Source organism: uncultured Roseobacter sp., from assembly GCF_947501835.1.
Lineage (GTDB): Bacteria > Pseudomonadota > Alphaproteobacteria > Rhodobacterales > Rhodobacteraceae > Roseobacter.
The window spans coordinates 1-17,902 of record NZ_CANMXR010000011.1 but is presented as its reverse complement, the minus strand read 5'-3'; the positions used below and the strand labels follow the sequence as shown (position 1 = coordinate 17,902).

Below are 17,902 nucleotides of genomic sequence, written 5' to 3'. Positions count from 1 at the left end.
ACTTTCTATTTCACGGAGCCGGCCAGCAGACCGCGCACCAGATAACGTTGCATTGTAAAGAAGACGATGAGCGGTACCGCAATCGAGATGAAGGCCGCCGAGGCCAGAATGCCCCAGTCCCCGCCGCGTGAGCCCAGCAGGTCATCGGCGATCTTGACGGTCATGACCCAGCTTTCAGAATTTGATGGCAGGAAGACCTTGGCCACCAGCAGATCATTCCATGTCCAGAGGAACTGGAAGATCGCAAATGACGCCAATGCGGGGAAGCTTAGCGGCAGCACGATCTTGGTGAAGACCTGGAAATCCGTGGCCCCGTCGACCTTTGCGCTTTCGATGATGTCGCGCGGCAGGCCGACCATGTAGTTGCGCAAGAGATAGATCGCCAGTGGTAGCCCAAAGCCGGTATGCGCCATCCAGATGCCTAAAAAGCTCTGCCCGATCCCGATCTTGTTGTGGAATTGCAAAAGCGGCACCAGCGCCAATTGTAAGGGCACGACAAGCAGGCCGACCACCACGGCGATCAGAACCCCCCTGCCCACAAAATCCATCCAGGCCAGCGCATAGGCCGCAAAGGCCGCGATCAGAATGGGGATGATTGTCGCCGGGATGGTCACCGTCAGCGTATTGATGAAGGCGATGTCCATATTGTTGGAAAACAGGATGTTCTGATAATTCGACAGCGAAAAATCCGGCGGCGTCGCGGTTGAATAATAGACGCTCGGGTCGCGTTTGATTTCGTTGGGGGAGAAGTAGGTGAAATCACCGTTTTCCTGCACCGTCAGCGACCGGTCCCGCGTCAGCTCTGCGGTTTCCCCCGCTGCCGCAATCGTGGGGTTGGACCGCGCGCCGCCAAAGCGGATGATCTCCGTGTCGGCACCACCAAAGATGTTGCCTTCGATGACAAGGCCCCCATCGGCGGGCCGCGCCTCTTCGGCTGGAATTTTGGCCTGAAAGTTCTGCTCCACCGCGAAGGGCGACAGCCACCAGCCGGAGGCCGAGATCTGGTCCCGGTCGCGGAAGGAGGAGACCAGCAAGCCAACCGTGGGAATGAGCCAAATGACCACCAGAAAGATGACCGATAGATTAACGGCCCAGCTGAGCGAAGATTTAGTCCCTGCGATATTATCCATTATCTCATCTCCGCTCTGGCTTGCCGGATGTTCCAGATCATCACCGGCAGCACGATGATCATGATGACAAAGGCCACCGCCGTGGCGCGGCCATCGTCGCGGAACATGTAGGACATCATGTAACTGGGCAGGATTTCAGTGCCGAAATTGCCCCCCGTCATGGTGTAGACGATGTCGAAAACCTTGAGCACGAGGATCGTGATCGTGGTCCAGACCACGACAATGGTGCCCATGATCTGCGGCACCTTGATCTTGAAAAAGACCTGAAACGGGTTGGCCCCGTCGATGATCGCGGCCTCAATGGTTTCCTCCGGAATACCGCGTAGGGCGGCGGAGAGGATCACCATGGCAAAGCCGGTCTGGATCCAGACCAGAATGAACATCAGGAAAAAGTTGTTCCAGAAGCGCACCTGCAACACGTCGAGCGGCTCCGACGCGCCAAAGAAATCGCGGATCGCGTTGATCAGCCCGATGTCAGCGTTGTTGGCATAGACAAATTTCCAGATCAGCGAGGCACCGACAAAGGAGATCGCCATCGGCATGAAGATCAGCGATTTCGCGATATTGCCCCATTTGAGCCGGTCGGTCAGCTGTGCTACCAGCAGACCGAAGAAAGTGGCCGACGCGGGCACCACCAGCACCCAGAGAAAATTGTTGAAGAGCGCCGTCTGAAATCCGGCGTCCGAGAACATGACGGAATAGTTGCCAAACCCGATGAATTCTTCGCCCGACCGGTTATAGAGTGAGCGCCAGAAAGAACCCACCACCGGGTAGACCAGATAGAGCCCAAGCGCGCCCATCGCCGGAAACAGGAACAGCCAGGGGCGTACCAGGTTGGCCCGATTGATGTTCTGACCGGGATTATCCGCGCGCGGCGGAAAGATCACTTTGTCGAGGATGAGGTTGGACAGAAAGAAGTACCCGACGCATCCGCCGACCCCGATAACAACTGTCACGATCCCCTGTAGCAGCGGTGACATTGCATTCCCTCCCAAAGCGCGAAATCAATTTATGCTGGTCCGGCAACCCACCGCTGCCGAACCACAATTTGCCGGACCGGTTACTGAATGGTGTCCCAGCGGTCCTGAATGCCCTTGGCCACGTCTTCGGCGCTTGCCCCGGTGGTGTAATCCACCATACCGGTCCAGAAAGCCCCCGCGCCGATCTCACCCGGCATCAGATCTGATGCGTCAAACCGGAAGGTCGTCGCATTCAGCAGAATGTCACCCTGCGCTTTGAGACTTTCTTCGGCATAGGTTTCCGTATTCACGCCAGAATGCGGCGTCAGGAACCCGCCCTGCGCCATCCACAATTCATGCGCAATCGGCGTCTTCAGGAATTCGACAAAAGCGTTGGTTGCGTCCGACGGGTTGGTGATCGCGAAAAGCGTGCCCGCCCCCAGAACCGGTTTGCCGAGGTCTTTGCTCTCATAGGCCGGGAAATAGAAGAAATCTACGTCATCGCCAACGGTGGTGCCTTCGGGGAAAAACGCCGGGATGAAAGAGGCCTGGCGGTGCATGTAGCACTTTGGCGGGATCGAGAAGAGGCCCGCCGGGCTGTCGCGGAAATCCGTGTTGGCCACAGCAGAGGCGCCACCGTCCACATAGTCATCGTTGCGGGCAAAGGCCCCGAATTCCTCAATGGCTTCGATCACCTTGGGATCATCGAACTTCATCTCATTGGCGACCCAGGCGTCATAATCCGCGGGCGATTGCGTGCGCAACATCATTTCCTCGACCCAGTCGGTGGCGGGCCAGCCGGTCGCGGCCCCGGATCCCAGACCAATGCACCAGGGTGTGCCGCCCTCTTCCACGATGACATCGGTCAGTTCTTTCAGCTCTTCCATGGTCTCGGGAATGTCATAGCCGGCCTCGTCAAAGGCTTCGGGAGAATACCAGACCAGCGACTTCACATCGACGCGGTAGAAAATGCCGTACATCTGGTCCGCACCATCCGCATCCGTATAGGTGCCCAGATCAACCCAGGACTGACCGGCGGCATAGTTGTTTTTCACCCAATCGGAGGTCCCCTCGGGCAGCGGTGTCAGCAGACCCTGGCTGGCCATGTCGGCAGCAAGACCCGGCTGCGGGAAAACGGCGAGGTTGGGGGCAGAGCCGGAGCGCGCGGAAATCACGATGTCCTGCTCAAAACTGTCGGAGCCGGAATAGTTGACCGTCGCGCCTGTCGCACTGGTGAAATAGGAAAACGCCTTGTCCACCTTTTCCTTTTCATTGCCGGTCCAGGGCCCGGTGATCTCCACCGTCTGACCGGACAGATCATACTTATCCGCAAATTCTGTGTAGCTGTCCCAGCTAAAGTCGCCCTCGCCCACGGCAAAGGGCTGGTGCCCATCTGCCTGGACGGTACCAGCCGACAATGCCAGCGCCGCAGCGCCCGCGTAAAAACGTGCCTTCATGATTTCCTCCCGTTGCGGTGCCTATTTTGACACCAGAATGCCCATTATTTTTGCGCAAAAGAATCACCCCAAAGCGCTTTGGATTGCCAAAACGTGGCTTACGGTTGTAATTCTGTCAACTCGTGGTTGGGTTTCACGCAAGTTTTCAAAGCAATAGTCTCCAACCTTTGCGAAATACCGGTTTCGGCTTTGACGCAGGCGATGGCGGTGCCTAGGCTGGCAAGGCTGTTACCATCAAAAACGACCGGACTTTATGAACTTACGTGAGCTTTCCGAACGGCTTAACCTGTCGCAGACAACCGTAAGCCGCGCGTTGAACGGATATCCAGAGGTCAATGAGGCGACGCGCAAACGTGTCGCGGATGCCGCCGCGCTCTATAATTACCGGCCAAACATCCGCGCCCAGACGCTGGCCACGGGCCGGTCCATGTCCATCGGGCACATCATCCCCTTCTCCAAGCAGAACGAGATGGTGAACATCGTTTTTGCCGATTTCATCGCCGGTGCGGGTGAGGTTTATTCTCGCCATGGCTACAACATGACCCTCTCCGTCGTGCGGGACGAAGACGAGATGAGCGCCTATCGTGGCGTCGCCGAAAAGGGTGCTGTGGACGGTATTATCGTGCATTCCCCCACCCGCAATGATCCGCGGATCGCCTTTCTGGCGGAACTGGACATCCCCTTTCTGGTGCATGGTCGCGCATCGGAAGTAACAACCCCCTATTCCTGGATGGATGTGAACAACACCCGCGCCATTGAACAGGGCACGCAGTATTTGCTGGAGATGGGCCACCGCCGCATCGCATTGATCAACGGGCAGGAAAAGATGGATTTTGCACAGCGCCGCCGCGATGGCTATGTCTCTGCCTTGCAATCTTGGGGGATCGCCGCAGATGAAACCATCATGCGGTCAGGCGAGATGAGCGAACCCTTCGGCCATGCATCGACGCTGGAACTGCTCGACAGTCCGGCACCGCCCACGGCCATCGTGACCTCTTCCATCGTGCTTGCCTTGGGCATTCGCCGCGCCATCGAAGAGCGTGGTTTGCGCATGGGCCAGGATGTGTCGATCCTGTGCTTTGACGACGAAATCTCATATCTTCCCAATGGGTTGGATGCCCCCGTCTTTACCGCCATGCGATCCTCGGTGCGGGCGGCGGGGCGCCGCTGCGCAGAGATGTTGATTGAACAGATCACCACCCCGGCACATGAGATCAGAACGGAACTTTGGGACGCGGAGCTTGTCATCGGTGGCTCCACCGCGCCCGGCCCGGCAAAGGACACGTGATGGACTTTCGCAGATCAGATTTCCCCAAGGGCTTCCAGTTTGCGGCGGCAACCTCCAGCTATCAGATTGAAGGCCACAGTTTCGGCGGTGCCGGCAAAACCCATTGGGATACCTTCGCCGCGACGCCCGGCAATGTGGTGCGGGCGGAAAACGGCGATATCGCCTGTGACCACTATCACCGGATGGACGAAGACCTCGACCTGATGCAGGCGCTGGGGCTGGACGCCTACCGGTTTTCGACCAGCTGGGCGCGGGTGATGCCCGAAGGACGCGGCGCGCCCAATCCAGAAGGCCTCGACTTCTATGATCGGTTGGTCGATGGGTTGCTGGCGCGGGGGCTCAACCCGATGGCCACGCTTTACCATTGGGAACTGCCGGTGCCATTGGCCGACCTGGGGGGATGGCGCAATCCCGACATTTGCCATTGGTTTGCCGATTTTGCCACGGTCATCATGCAGCGGATCGGGGATCGCGTGTTCAGCGCAGCCCCCATCAACGAACCCTGGTGCGTCGGGTGGTTGTCACATTTCATGGGACATCACGCGCCAGGTCTGCGCGACATTCGCGCCACCGCACATGCCATGCACCACGTGCTGACCGGCCATGGCCGCGCCATTCAGGCAATGCGCGCTCTGGGCGTGAAAAACCTCGGGGCTGTGTGCAACTTTGAGTACGCGCACCCGGTGGATGACACGCCGGATGCTGCAAAGGCCGCGCAACTTTATGATGGCTATTACAACCGCTTCTTTCTGGGCGGTCTGTTCAAAGGCGCCTATCCTGCAGATGTGATGGAGGGCCTGGCCCCCCATATGCCAAAGGGCTGGCAGGATGATTTTGACCTCATCGGCCAGCCGCTCGATTGGTGCGGGTTGAACTACTACACCTGCAAACGGATCGCGCCAGTGGATGGCCCCTGGCCCGCGCATGAAGAGGTCGACGGGCCCTTGCCGAAGACCCAGATGGGCTGGGAGATTTATCCCGAGGGGCTGCACCACTTTCTGACATGGGTGCATGAGACCTACACCAAGGGGCTGCCGCTTTATGTGACGGAAAACGGGATGGCAAACGCGGACCAGATCGATGTGCCGGATCAGGCGCGGATTGACTACCTGAACGCGCATATCAAGGCCGCACGGCGAGCCATGGCGGAAGGCGTACCGCTGGCGGGCTACACGTTCTGGTCGCTGATGGACAATTACGAATGGGCGCTGGGGTATGAAAAACGTTTTGGCTTGATCCACGTGGATTTCGAGACGTTGGAACGCAGGCCGAAAGCCTCCTATCACGCGCTGGCCAAGGCGCTCAGGGCTTGAACCAGGCGGGCACGCCAAAGGGGGGTTGATCCACCCTCGTCCCGGTGAGGCTGCCCAGAAAAGCAACGATCTGCGCGATTTCGGCCGCCTCCAGCGCTGGACCGCCGGGCGGGACAAACCGTGCCTGACGCGCCATTTCCCGCCTGTCGGATCGGATGATAAAATCGGTGCCCGCGAGCCAGGCAACCTCCGGCAGCTGCGCGTCCCTGGGGTGCCATACCGCGCGCGCCGCAGCCGGATCAAGGTGGTGCCGCACCATCGCCTCCAGCGTCGGATAGGCCCCGTTGTGACCATAAGGAGCCGTAAGTGCCACATTGCGCAGCATCGGCGTGCGGAAAGCATAGGCATCCTCTAGCTGGTTGCTCTCTCCCATCCGGCCAACATCGCGCGCATAGGGATCAAAGAGACGCGTGCGCCCCGGCCCAAAGGCAGGCAGCCCAAGCGCGTGGAATTTCTGATCTGTCATCAGCGGCCCGGCATGGCAGCTGTCACAGGCAGCCTTACCATAGAAAAGTTCCATGCCCTTTTCCTGCTCATCCGTGAGGGCAGATGTGTCTCCGGCAAGGTAGCGATCAAAGGGACTGTCGATGCTGGTCCACTCCACGGCCATGAAGGCGGCCAGCGCATTGGCAACCTCCACAATCGTGACCTCTTCCGCGGTCTTGATATGGTCGAAAGCCTGGACAAACTGCGGACCGTAACGCGCATCTATGCGCACACGTTTCGCAAGGATCGGCCAGGCATTGTCGATCCGATCATGCACCGCCCCGATGATCTCGTTCTCGCCCGGATTTCCCGCCATCTCGAACTGCGCCACCAGCGGAAAGAGCGCCTGTGCCGCCAGTAGCGAATTCAACCCTTTTGGCAGCCATTCCTCCGCCGGGGAATTGAAGCCGTTGCCAAAAAGATCCGACGTGCTCAGCCGCCCGTCATGAAACATCACGTGCAAGTCGCGCGCGCCAAGGTTCCACAGGCCCGGCGCGTTGCGTGGAATGCGCTTGGCGATGCGCGAGAGGCCTACGCCCGGCGTCCGGTCCGGCCCCAGCCCCTGACCGCCTTCGCCGATGCCCAGGGACAGCCCGTCGCCGGTGCCAAAATCCGGGTGATGACAATGCGCGCAAGAGATATTCCGGTTGCCGGACAGGATGGTATCGTAGAACAAGGAGTGGCCCAAAGCCGCCTGATCCCGGTCGAACTGCAGAAAATCGGCAGTGGTCAGCGCGGACGGCAAATCCCCTGCCCCCGCTGCGGTGGCCAAACAGGAGAACACGACACCATGCGCGCGATACTTCTTGCCTTTACGCTGCTGGCAGGCCCCGCCTGGGCCGAAATCGAAGAGGCGCGCGACATGATGGAAGACGGCCGATTTGAGGAGGCCTATCAGGCGCTTTGGCTCGCCGCGCGGTCCGGCAATGCCGATGCCGAGGAGTTGATCGGTGTGATGTATGCCATGGGCCTTGGCGTGCCGCGCGATGACACCCGTGCGTTCGAATGGTACCTGCGCTCGGCGATGAAGGGGCATCCGGGCGCGCAATCGGGCGTTGGCTGGTATTATGAGGTCGGGCGCGGCCTGCCGAGCGTCGATCTGGTGCGCGCCTATATGTGGTACACCCTGTCGGCCATTGGCGGCGATCCGGATGCGGCGATCAGCCTTGAGGAAGTTGTCAAGAAAATGACCGCGGAGGAGATCGAGAAGGCGCATATCCTGGTGGCTGACTACAAGGTCTGGATGTATCCGTTTCGGTGACAGCGGGGCGACCGTTTGGGGCCGCCCCAACCGATATCAGTTCAGGTCCGCCGCGCGGGCGTCGCCCACTTCGGCTTCGGCTTCGGCAACGGCAGTTGCGAGCGCGTCAAAGATCTCCTCGCCCCGGCCCACATTGCTTTTGAACCAATCAAACACCGGTGCAGCGCCTTCTTTAAACGCTGCTTTCTGCTCGGGCGTAGGTACATAGAGATCCCCGCCCTCGGCCACGAACTGCTCATAGGCTTCGATGGACTTGCGCTTGGGTGAGGCGAATGTCGCCTGCTGCAAGGCATAGAAACCATCGACCACAACGCGGCGCATGTCCTCCGGCATCTCCAGGAAGCGTGCGTTGTTCATCCACCACAGCGCGCCCATATAGGCGTGACCATCAAGGGTCACGTATTTCAGGCCGGCATCCGGGAATTTCATGCCCATGATGTCGGTGATTCCGTTCTTGGAGCCTTCGACAACGCCGGTCTGGAAAGAGGTGAAAAGCTCAGGCCACGGGATCGGCGTCGGTGCCGCGCCCAAAGCCTTGACCAGCTCTTGTGGCAGGTCGGCGACAACCGTGCGGATTTTCAGACCTTCCATATCACTGGGTTCGGCCACGCGGCGCTTGGTATTGGCAAAGTTGCGCCAGCCGCCCGTGTTGCCAATGGTCATCAACCGGATGGTCCCACCGGAATCTTCCAGCGCCATGTCGCGCATCTTGCGGGTAAAATCCCCTGACAACACGGTTTCCGCGATGCGGTCGTCCGCCATCAGATAGGGCAGGTCGAGCACCTGAACGTAAGGGAAAATGCCGGACGCTCCGCCCGAGGTTGAGACATAGACGTCAATTGTGCCATCAGCCACGCCCTGCAGACATTCCGCACCATTGCCGCAAAGCTGCGTCCCGATGAAAAGCTCCACCTCGATGGCGCCGTTGGAGGCGGCCTCGACGTAGTTCTTGAAAACAACAAGACCGTCATAGTCTTCGTCGTTTTCGTTGGAATTGGCCGTGGCCCGGATCGTGTAATCTGCAGCGGATGCCGCCAGCGCCGTGCCCGCGAGCATCGCCGCCACGGTCAAGGTTTTCAGTGTCTTTTTCAGCATTTAGCTTTCTCCCTGTGAATTGGTTAATTCGCAAAACCCGTCAAACGCGGGACTGTCATAGATATGGCCGGTATGTAGGTGATCAGGAAAATCACCACGATTTCAACCGCCAGAAACGGCAGGATCGCCTTGGAAATGGTCTCCACCCGTTCGCCGGAGACCGAAGAGGCGACAAAGAGCACCAGCCCCATGGGCGGCGTCGCCAGCCCCACGGTCAGGTTCACGCTCATGATGATCGCGAAATGGATCGGATCGACGCCGAGGTTGACGAAAATGGGCCCAAGGATCGGGCCCAGAATGATGATCGCAGGCCCCGCATCCAGGAACATGCCGACGATGAAGAGCAGCAGGTTGATCAGGAACAGCAGGATCAGCGGATCGCTTGTCAGACCCAGCACAAACTCGGCCATGGCTTCAGGCGCGTGGCTGAGGCTGACCACGGTCTTGAAGGCCATCGCGGCCCCCACCAGCAGCAGCACCACCGCAGAGGTGATTCCTGCGCGGTTCAGCACATCCGGCAGGTCGCCGATCTTCAGCGTGCGCATGACAAAAAGCCCGATGAAGAGCGCATAGGCCACGGCAATGGCGGCGGCCTCGGTCGGGGTGAAGACCCCCGCCAGAATACCGCCCAGAATGATCACCGGGGTCATCAGCGGGAAAAAGGCCTTGAGGCTCGCCTGCCCCCGCTCGCCCCAAGAGTGCTTCTTGGTGGCGACGGGGAAGTCGTATTTGTCGGCCTGGAACTTGACCATCAGCATCAGGCCAAGACCCACCATCACCCCCGGCACGATGCCCGCGAGAAAGAGTGCGGCGACGCTTTCTCCCATCACATAGGCATAGATGATCATGATGCCCGAGGGCGGAATGATCGGGCCAATCACCGAACTGGCGGCGGTGATGGCGGCAGCAAACCGGCGGGTATAGCCCTGCTTTTCCATCGCTGGGATCAGCATCGACCCCAGTGCCGAGGTATCGGCCACCGCCGAGCCCGACAGCCCGGCAAAGAGCATCGAGGACAGGATGTTCACATGCGCCAGACCGCCCCGGAAATGGCCCATCATCGCCTGGCTGAACTCCACCAGACGCATGGTGATGCCACCCCGGTTCATCAGTTCACCTGCGAGCATGAAGAAGGGGATCGCCATGAGAGGGAAGCTGTCCATCCCATTGTAAAGGTTACGATAAAGCAGCGTGATGTCGCGCTCCTGCCCGTTCAGCCACAACAGGATGCCCGGAGCGGCCAGAAGGCCAAAAAAGACCGGCAGACCGATCATCAGAAAGAGCAGGAACAGTGGGAGGAACCAGACCAGCATTATTCAGCTCCCACTTGTTCTTCGAGGGTGATGGCAGGCAGGCGATCCTCACCTCCCATCATTTTGACAATCGCACGCAGGATCAGCTCCACGTTCACCGAAATCAGCAGGATCACCCCCACCAGCAGCGAGGCCATCATCCAGCTGCGCGGCACGCGCAACCAGGTCTCGAACGCAATGTCCGTGGGAACGTAGAGCGATGCGGTGGCAAATTTCCCAGCGAAACCCGTCACTTCCGACCATCCGATTTGCACCGCCACGACCAGCACGCCAAGGCTCAGAAACAGCAATACCAGCGTGATCAGCGCACCGATGCGCGCGGGCAGCAACCGCACCAGCGTGTCGATCGCAACGAAGCCGCCCCGCCGGAACGCCGTGGGCGCCATCAGCCCGGTCATCCACAGCATACAGAACCGCGCGGCCTCGTCCGGCCAGGGCAGCGCGCTATTCAAAACATATCGGTAAAACACCTGAATGAGGATCGCCACGACCATCGCGGCCACAGCAAACACACCAATGGCCCGGCCCAGCGTCAGCAAAGCCTCGTTGACCAGCCGGAGCGGTGTCATCACCGCCAGCAATGCCCCCATGTGCGGAGCCTCCTCCCTTGCGCCCGGGTATTCCGGATCGCGACGCACAGGTTTTCCCTGCACGCTTCATTCGTTGGCCTTTTAGGCCTCTTTGTCAAACGCTCTGAACCGGCCCTGGCAAAAAATCAGCGCCTCCCCCTCCCGGGACGCGGCGGACAGGACACGGCCCAGGACAATCGCATGATCGCCTGCGTCGTGGATTTCATGTGTGCTGCATTCAAAACGCGCCAGACAGTCATTCAACAGCGGCACGCCCTGTGCGTTGATCTCCACCGCCAGCCCGTCAAAGGCCTGGCCGGAACGGGCAAAGCCCAAGGCGATATCTTCCTGCTCCGCGGCCATGACGTGGATCGCAAAATGCTGCGCTTGAGTAAAATATGCATAGCGGCTGGACGATTTGGCCGGGCTCCACATCACCAGCGGCGGGTCCATGGAAATGCTGGAAAACGAATTGGCCGTCATACCAATGGGGCCTTGCGCGGTTTGCGCCGTCACCACGGTCACCCCGGTCGAGAATTGCCCAAGCGCATCGCGAAACTGTCGCTGTGTCTCAGGCCCGGGCATGAAGGACCGCATTTGCGCCATATGTGCTGTTCCATCTGCCATCACGCGACCTCCTGTCCGTTGGCGGCCTCGTAGAGTTCAAACCACGTCTGGCGGTCCAACTCTACCTTCAGGGCGTCACTGAATGTTGCAATCCGCGACAGCGTATTAGTGCCCATCACCGGCAGGATACCGGCGGGATGCGCCAGCAACCACGCAACCGCCACCGCGGCCCGGTCCACGCCTTGTGCGGCGGCGACCTCATCCATCTTGCCGGTTACCGCGCTGTTTTCTGTCATCAGGCTGCCCCCGCCGAGCGGCGACCAGGCCATCGGGCTGATCCGGTGTTGCTGCAGATGCGCCAGATCGCCGTTGGTGAAACTGTCGCGCGCCGCCAGCGACAGCTCAATCTGATTGGTCACCAGCCGGTTGCTCATCGCCGATTGCAGCAGGTCCCAGTCCCACGGACGGAAGTTCGACACGCCCGCTGCGCGGATTTTACCGCTCTGGATCAGCGCGTCCAAGGCCCCCCCGGTTTCCGCGGCATTCATCAGCGGGTCGGGGCGGTGGATGAGCAGCAGATCGATGTGGTCGATGCCCATATAGGTCAATGAGGCGTCGACAGAGGCCTGAATATGCGCGGCAGAGGTGTCATAGTATTTCACCCGCCGGTCGCTGTATTTGCCAATGGGTGCTACGATATCGCATTTCGTCACGATCTCGAGCTGATCGCGCAGACCGGGACTTTGTTTGAGACAAGTACCCAAGACTTCTTCGGCGACGTAACCGCCATAGATATCGGCCTGATCCATCGTGGTGATGCCCTGAGACAGGCAGGCATCGATCTTCGCGTGCACATGCCCGGGCGATGTATCTGCATCGTCCGCCAGACGCCACATACCATAGACAATGCGGCTGAAGTTCAGTGTTTCGGAAAGATAGGCGCGGTCCATCAGCGACGATCTCCTGCGGCAAGCGGTGTGTTCGGGGCGGTGGCGGGCACGCGCCCGTAGGCTTCCGGCATGGAACATGTCTTGAGGTGCGGCATGACCAGGCGGCCAAAGTGCTCCGCCTCGTCGATATGCGGATAGCCGGAGAAAATGAACGCCCGGATGCCCATTTTCTGGTAGGCTTCGATCTCGGAGAGCACCTGATCCGCGGACCCCACAAGTGCTGCACCACAGCCCGAGCGCGCGCGCCCAACGCCAGTCCAGAGGTGTGGCTCTACATAACCAAACTCATCGGCGATGTCGCGGTTCTTGGTCTGATGCGACACGCCCAGCGAGGTCGCGTCCAGCGCCCGTTCGCGGATTTTGCGGCCATAGTCATCGTCTAGCTTGGAGACGATGTAATCGGCGTATTCCTTCGCCTCCGCTTCGGTGTCCCGCACGATCATGTGGACGCGGAGCCCGTAATCCAACGTCCGGCCCTTTTCAGCCGCCCGTGCATGGACGGCCTGCATCCGGCCTGCGATGGCGTCTTTGGGTTCGGGCCACATCAGATAAACGTCACAATGCTCTGCACAGAGATCAAGGGCTGCGGGCGAATACCCCCCGAAATAGAGCAAGGGTCCGCCGGTCTGATAGGGCCGCGCCGGGTCCGACGTGACTTTGTCCAGCTGATAAACCTCGCCCTGATGATCGATTTCATCCCGCGTCCAGGCCTGTTTCAGGATCTCCACCACCTCGCGGGATCGCTGATAGCGGTAGTTGCTCTCTGCCTTCTCCCCCGGGAAATCCGAGCTGATGATGTTCACGGTCAAGCGGCCCTCCAGCATGTGATCCAGCGTCGCAATGGTGCGGGCCAGCATGATCGGTTGCATCTCGCCGCAACGCACCGCTGCCAGCAGATTGATCTTGTCGGTGATCGGCGCGCATCCCGCGACAAAGCTCAGCGTGTCCTGCCCGACCTGATAGGAAGAAGGGCACAAGATGTTGCGAAAGCCCTGCGCCTCGGCAGTTTTCACAATGTCCGAGCAGTGCTTCCAGGAGGAACGCAGATCGCCATCCGGCACCCCGAGAAACTGGTAGTCATCCGAGCAAAGCGCCGAAAACCAAGATACTTCTGCCGCATCCAAATCGGCTGAGGTCACGGGCACGATCGTCATATATTTCCCTTTGCACGAACTGTGGTGATTTCCTCTTGAATAGCATTCGCAAACTGGTAGATCAATGGTATATCAATTTACCAACCTAACCGATCCCACCCATGGTCCTGCCCCCGCAACACAGCAATGCGCTGCCCAAATACATCCAGCTGAGCGAGCTGCTCGCCCGGGATATCGATGCCGGCCGGCTGATGGATGGCGAACGCCTGCCGCCTGAACGGGAGATGGCGGTGTCGCTGGGCACCTCCATCGGCACGCTGCGCAAAGCGCTGGCCAATCTGGAAAGCAAGGGCCTGCTGCGCCGGGTACAGGGATCGGGCAATTACATTCAGAAGTCGGCGAAGGCCGCCAGTTTCTACGCCATGTTCCGGCTGGAACTGCTGTCGGGGGGAGGCTTGCCGTCGGCGCAGGTACTGGCGGTTGACCTGATGGACAAGCCCGATGATTTGCCCGCCTTTGGCAGTGCCGCGCGCGCCACCCGGATGCGCCGCAGAAGATACCTGAATGATGTAGCAATTGCCGTCGAAGAGATTTGGCTCGACGCCAGCGTGGGCGAATTGAGCGCGGACCGGCTGTCCGATTCCCTCTACCAGACCTATCTGAGACAGCTGCATTTCTGGATCACACGCGCCGAAGACCGCGTCAGCATTGGCGCCCTGCCCCCTTGGACCCCAGGGGATTTCGGCATAGGAGGCGCAGCCTGCGGTTACATCGAAAGGTTCAGCTGGGCTGACCAGCCCACGGCAATTGAGTTTTCGCGCACCTGGTTTGACACGACAAAAGCCGTCTATGTGCAGCGCTTGAAGTAAGGACAGAATAAGAATGAGCAAAATCACACGTTACGGCATGATCGGGTGCGGTATGATGGGCCAGGAGCACCTGAAGAATATCGCACTGCTGCCGGATACGGCCGTCACCGCGATCTTCGAGCCGGACGCGGGCATGTGCGACATCGCGCGCAGCCTCGCCCCGCAAGCGCGGTTTGTTCCCTCCCTGGAAGCCCTGCTCGCCGAGGAGGCGCTGGATTGTCTTGTCATCACCAGCCCCAATTTCCGCCATGCCGAGCAGATCATCGAGATCGCCGCAAAACGCCCTCTGCCTCTGCTCGTTGAAAAACCGCTGTTGACGGATCCGATGGACATTCCGCGCGTCACAGCGGCAGTGGCCGCCTATCCCGCCCCCATCTGGGTCGCGATGGAGTATCGTTACATGCCGCCCATCGCCGCCCTGCTTGGTGAGGTCGAGACGGTCACCGGTGGGGTCAAGATGCTCACGATCCGCGAGCACCGCTTCCCCTTCTTGCACAAAGTCGGCAACTGGAACCGGTTCAACCATCAGACCGGCGGCACATTCGTCGAAAAATGCTGCCACTTCTTTGATCTGATGCGCTTGATGGTTGGCGAAAATCCGACCCGGGTGATGGCAAGTGCCGCGCAATCCGTGAACCATTTGGATGAGAGCTACGCCGGTGCCGTGCCCGATATCCTCGACAATGGCTACGTCATCGTGGATTTTGAGGGCGGCGCGCGCGCGATGCTGGAATTGTGCATGTTTGCCGAAGGCGCGCGCTATCAGGAAACGATCGCCGCCGTCGGACCTGCGGGCAAGATCGAGGCCTTTGTCCCCGGACCCACGCGCTTCTGGCCCGACGATCTGGGCCCGGCCCCGACACCCCTGCTGGAAACCAGCCCACGCAGCCCGAAACGCCCGGCGACGCGTCCCATCCCGGTGGATCCAAAACTGCTGGCTGCGGGCGATCACAACGGCTCCACTTTCTACCAGCATCAGGGGTTTCTGGAATTGCTGCGCGGTGAACGTGTGCGCCCCGAGGTGACTTTCGAAGATGGCCTTTGGGCGGTACGCATGGGCATGGCGGCACAGCAATCCGCGCTTACGGGACAGGCGGTGCCCCTTGGTGCCATGTCGTGATCACGCCATTTGGACGACGCATTTCACGTTGACGGGGGTGGTGCATTGATCATTGTACTGGTCAAGATGTGAAAGGATCCGCCATGCTGCCGCCGATTGATCTTGAACGCTACCCGCTGCACGCACCGGAAACAGCGGCCTATGAGGCCCTTATCGACCGCTGCAAGGCCGAGCTGGCGCGTGACGGCATGTTCAACCTCGAAGGTTTCATGCGTCCGGATGCGATTGCTGAAGCCGTCGCACAGGCCGCCCCCCGGCTGACCCCCAAGGAAGCTTTCGTGCACGCGCGTCGGCACAACATCTACTTTAAACAGATGCCGGAATTGCCCGCGGACCACCCCGCCTTGCAGGAAGTGGAGACGCGCAATCTGACCCTCTGTGCCGATCAGTGCGAAGGCTCGCCAGTTGACACCATCTATTCCTGGCAGCCCTTTGCCGATTTTCTGGCCCGCACGATGGATCTTGATGCGCTCTTTCAAATGGATGACCCCTTGGCCCGTTTCAACGTGATGGGATATCCCGAAGGCTGGGGGCTGAACTGGCACTTTGATCGGTCGCATTTCACCACGACGCTCTTGCTGCAGGCGCCCTTGGAGGGCGGCGAATTTGTCTATCGGTCTGATCTGCGCAGCGATGATGACCCGAATTTCGACGGGGTGGCCGCGCTGCTGCGTGGGGATGATCCTGAGGTCAAAACCCTCACGCCTGCCGCAGGAACACTCAATGTTTTCAAGGGCAAGAATACGGCGCACCGCGTCGCACCCGTCGTGGGGGACGTCCCGCGTATTATTGCCGTGCTTGGTTATTATGACAGGCCGGGCGTTGCCTTTTCGAAAGAAGAGCTGCTCGGTTTTTACGGCAGAGCAAGCTGATCAGGGCGCAATGAGCTGCACCCCGGGAATGCGGGCGATGGCAAAGACATCCTCCTCATAGGTCTGCGTCATCTCGTCGACCAATTCTTCGGTCCAGCCCGGCATATCCAGCTCTTCTTCGATCGCGTCTTCGATGGCAAATTTGTCGAGGAACGCCATCATCACCCGTCGCTGTTGGATTTCGTTAATATTGGGGTGTTTCCCGAGGTAAGCCAGAAACCTTTGCATGCCGTCTTTGCGCATGATGTCGCGCAGCAGATCGAACCCGCCTACCACTTTCTCTCCATGTTCCAGGCCCACGATTTCGCGAATGATCTGCGCCCAGATCAAGGGGGCGTCCTCGTTGCACCACACAGTAATGCCGATCTGGGGAACCGCCTCGCGTATCCGCAAAAGCGTATCCGACCAGCGCACCGCGCGCGGATCAACACCTCCCATGAAATCGGCAAGTTCCGAGGCCGGGGATTTTTCGAAAACCGCTGGCAAAAACGTCGCCGGATTGCGCAGGGCCATGAAAAGCTCAATCTCGTCATGCTGAAAAATCTGCGACATGTAGACGAGCCGTTCAGGCGCCTTGGGATACAACAACCCTTGCCGAACCACGGTTCTCGGAGCGCCAAATAAATGCGCATCAGACAGTAGGACACGGTCGGCTTGTTCATTGTCGAGGATCGCGTCCAGCAAAACTTCTCGTGCGTTTTCAGCAGCTTCCGAGGATGCCAGCGCAGACATTATTGCCCGCAAAAGCCTGCGGTACTTTCCCGGTCCGGGCACCGAAACACCGCGCTCCGCGAAGGCCTCGTTGTTACGCAAGAGGCATTTCATCAGACGCTCTTCTTCGGTGAAATGAGCGCCCGTGTGGAAAACCAGTTGCATAATGCTCCACGGGTCCAGAAATTCGTCAGGCCAAACTAGCTTGGGAATGCCCAGTGTTCAAACGCATTCGTTTTGATCATTTCCCCTCTTGCGCGACGCGTTCAAACTGACTAAACGACCGCCCAGTGCCCCTATAGCTCAGCTGGTAGAGCAACTGATTTGTAATCAGTAGGTCCGCGGTTCGAGTCCGTGTGGGGGCACCAAAACAGGCTCACTAGATCGAAACGCCACCTAAAGCCTTGAACGATATGGCGATGTCTGGGGGTCTATGTCCCTGACTTCGGTATTGCATAAAGCAGCCTGCAAACGCCGGTTAGCAATCATCCTTACTTTTTGGACTTTGTCGTTGGTGATTTCTCCGCGAATAAGTCTATAAGCGAATAGAGGCCATGCAGATCCAAGCGCGCGTATCAGCCCTTCCTAAATAACGGCGATATCTGCGCAGTATTGGCTAGGCTCGCTTTGCATCTGCGGTGTGACAAGCAATCCTGAACCTTGATTGATCAAACATATAGCTATCACAAAAAAAACATCCCAGCGCTGTACCGGTTCACATCAAAACTGAATAGGACAAAATCGCGCCGAACTCGTCAGCAAGAAGAGCAGCTAGAGGCGGCGTTGAGAGTATTGTTCGTTTAGCCGATCAACATCCAGCGAGTCCAAGAGCTCCTCTTCGGCATAGC

Annotated in this window: 17 protein-coding genes and 1 tRNA gene; 7 read left to right on the top strand and 11 right to left on the bottom strand. The window is 59.3% G+C overall.

Annotation, left to right across the window (positions count from 1 at the left end; all coding sequences use genetic code 11):
- Positions 1 to 5 precede the first annotated feature (5 nt).
- The 3 genes from Q1A20_RS20080 to Q1A20_RS20070 all read right to left on the bottom strand — a co-directional run bounded on the left by Q1A20_RS20080 (position 6) and on the right by Q1A20_RS20070 (position 3,546).
- Entirely contained in the window at positions 6 to 1,130 is a 1,125-nt protein-coding gene (locus Q1A20_RS20080) for a carbohydrate ABC transporter permease (RefSeq protein WP_299408537.1), read from the bottom strand.
- A complete protein-coding gene (locus Q1A20_RS20075; RefSeq protein WP_299408534.1) occupies positions 1,130 to 2,110 on the bottom strand; it encodes a carbohydrate ABC transporter permease in 981 nt (326 codons plus the stop codon). The genes Q1A20_RS20080 and Q1A20_RS20075 overlap by 1 nt, the downstream gene beginning before the upstream one ends.
- Before the next feature lie 80 nt (positions 2,111 to 2,190).
- Entirely contained in the window at positions 2,191 to 3,546 is a 1,356-nt protein-coding gene (locus Q1A20_RS20070; protein ID WP_298971038.1) for an ABC transporter substrate-binding protein, read from the bottom strand.
- A gap of 253 nt (positions 3,547 to 3,799) precedes the next feature.
- Here Q1A20_RS20070 and Q1A20_RS20065 point away from each other — a divergent pair, with 253 nt between their 5' ends.
- Positions 3,800 to 4,834, top strand: coding sequence for a substrate-binding domain-containing protein (locus Q1A20_RS20065; RefSeq protein WP_299408531.1), 1,035 nt, complete (start codon positions 3,800 to 3,802; stop codon positions 4,832 to 4,834).
- The gene (locus Q1A20_RS20060) at positions 4,834 to 6,147 is read left to right on the top strand and encodes a GH1 family beta-glucosidase (protein ID WP_299408528.1); all 1,314 of its coding nucleotides are present in this window, start codon (positions 4,834 to 4,836) and stop codon (positions 6,145 to 6,147) included. The genes Q1A20_RS20065 and Q1A20_RS20060 overlap by 1 nt, the downstream gene beginning before the upstream one ends.
- On the opposite strand, the gene Q1A20_RS20055 is transcribed toward Q1A20_RS20060, so the two are convergent.
- Positions 6,137 to 7,417: a cytochrome c peroxidase gene (locus Q1A20_RS20055; protein WP_299408526.1), complete on the bottom strand. Its 1,281-nt coding sequence runs from the start codon at positions 7,415 to 7,417 to the stop codon at positions 6,137 to 6,139. The genes Q1A20_RS20060 and Q1A20_RS20055 overlap by 11 nt on opposite strands.
- 6 nt (positions 7,418 to 7,423) lie before the next feature.
- On the opposite strand from Q1A20_RS20055, the gene Q1A20_RS20050 reads away from it, so the two are divergent.
- On the top strand, positions 7,424 to 7,894 hold the full coding sequence (locus Q1A20_RS20050; RefSeq protein WP_299408523.1) for a tetratricopeptide repeat protein: 471 nt from the start codon (positions 7,424 to 7,426) through the stop codon (positions 7,892 to 7,894).
- A 36-nt stretch (positions 7,895 to 7,930) separates the two neighbouring features.
- On the opposite strand, the gene dctP is transcribed toward Q1A20_RS20050, so the two are convergent.
- The 6 genes from dctP to Q1A20_RS20020 form a co-directional block, all read right to left on the bottom strand.
- Positions 7,931 to 8,989 carry a TRAP transporter substrate-binding protein DctP gene (gene dctP / locus Q1A20_RS20045; protein WP_299408521.1) on the bottom strand — a complete coding sequence of 353 codons (1,059 nt, stop codon included), beginning with the start codon at positions 8,987 to 8,989 and terminating at the stop codon, positions 7,931 to 7,933.
- Positions 8,990 to 9,012: 23 nt separating this feature from the next.
- Positions 9,013 to 10,302, bottom strand: coding sequence for a TRAP transporter large permease (locus Q1A20_RS20040; RefSeq protein WP_299918329.1), 1,290 nt, complete (start codon positions 10,300 to 10,302; stop codon positions 9,013 to 9,015).
- Entirely contained in the window at positions 10,302 to 10,892 is a 591-nt protein-coding gene (locus tag Q1A20_RS20035) for a TRAP transporter small permease (RefSeq protein WP_298971606.1), read from the bottom strand. The genes Q1A20_RS20040 and Q1A20_RS20035 overlap by 1 nt, the downstream gene beginning before the upstream one ends.
- 81 nt (positions 10,893 to 10,973) lie before the next feature.
- Complete coding sequence (locus tag Q1A20_RS20030) at positions 10,974 to 11,468, bottom strand: flavin reductase family protein (protein WP_299918477.1); 495 nt, start codon at positions 11,466 to 11,468, stop codon at positions 10,974 to 10,976.
- A gap of 29 nt (positions 11,469 to 11,497) precedes the next feature.
- Positions 11,498 to 12,388 carry an aldo/keto reductase family oxidoreductase gene (locus Q1A20_RS20025; RefSeq protein ID WP_299918326.1) on the bottom strand — a complete coding sequence of 297 codons (891 nt, stop codon included), beginning with the start codon at positions 12,386 to 12,388 and terminating at the stop codon, positions 11,498 to 11,500.
- A complete protein-coding gene (locus tag Q1A20_RS20020; protein WP_299918323.1) occupies positions 12,388 to 13,542 on the bottom strand; it encodes an LLM class flavin-dependent oxidoreductase in 1,155 nt (384 codons plus the stop codon). Before Q1A20_RS20020 ends, Q1A20_RS20025 begins: the two co-directional genes overlap by 1 nt.
- A gap of 101 nt (positions 13,543 to 13,643) precedes the next feature.
- On the opposite strand from Q1A20_RS20020, the gene Q1A20_RS20015 reads away from it, so the two are divergent.
- The 3 genes from Q1A20_RS20015 to Q1A20_RS20005 all read left to right on the top strand — a co-directional run bounded on the left by Q1A20_RS20015 (position 13,644) and on the right by Q1A20_RS20005 (position 16,343).
- Positions 13,644 to 14,351 carry a GntR family transcriptional regulator gene (locus tag Q1A20_RS20015; RefSeq protein WP_299918321.1) on the top strand — a complete coding sequence of 236 codons (708 nt, stop codon included), beginning with the start codon at positions 13,644 to 13,646 and terminating at the stop codon, positions 14,349 to 14,351.
- 13 nt (positions 14,352 to 14,364) lie between these two features.
- Positions 14,365 to 15,471, top strand: coding sequence for a Gfo/Idh/MocA family oxidoreductase (locus Q1A20_RS20010; protein WP_299408507.1), 1,107 nt, complete (start codon positions 14,365 to 14,367; stop codon positions 15,469 to 15,471).
- 83 nt (positions 15,472 to 15,554) lie between these two features.
- Positions 15,555 to 16,343 carry a 2OG-Fe(II) oxygenase gene (locus Q1A20_RS20005; RefSeq protein WP_299408505.1) on the top strand — a complete coding sequence of 263 codons (789 nt, stop codon included), beginning with the start codon at positions 15,555 to 15,557 and terminating at the stop codon, positions 16,341 to 16,343.
- Here the strand turns inward: Q1A20_RS20005 and Q1A20_RS20000 are convergent, their stop codons facing one another.
- Positions 16,344 to 17,219 (bottom strand): hypothetical protein, encoded by an 876-nt coding sequence (locus Q1A20_RS20000; RefSeq protein ID WP_299408503.1) that lies wholly within the window; start codon positions 17,217 to 17,219, stop codon positions 16,344 to 16,346.
- A 127-nt stretch (positions 17,220 to 17,346) separates the two neighbouring features.
- Here Q1A20_RS20000 and Q1A20_RS19995 point away from each other — a divergent pair.
- A tRNA-Thr gene (locus tag Q1A20_RS19995) sits at positions 17,347 to 17,422 on the top strand.
- Positions 17,423 to 17,902: the final 480 nt, after the last annotated feature.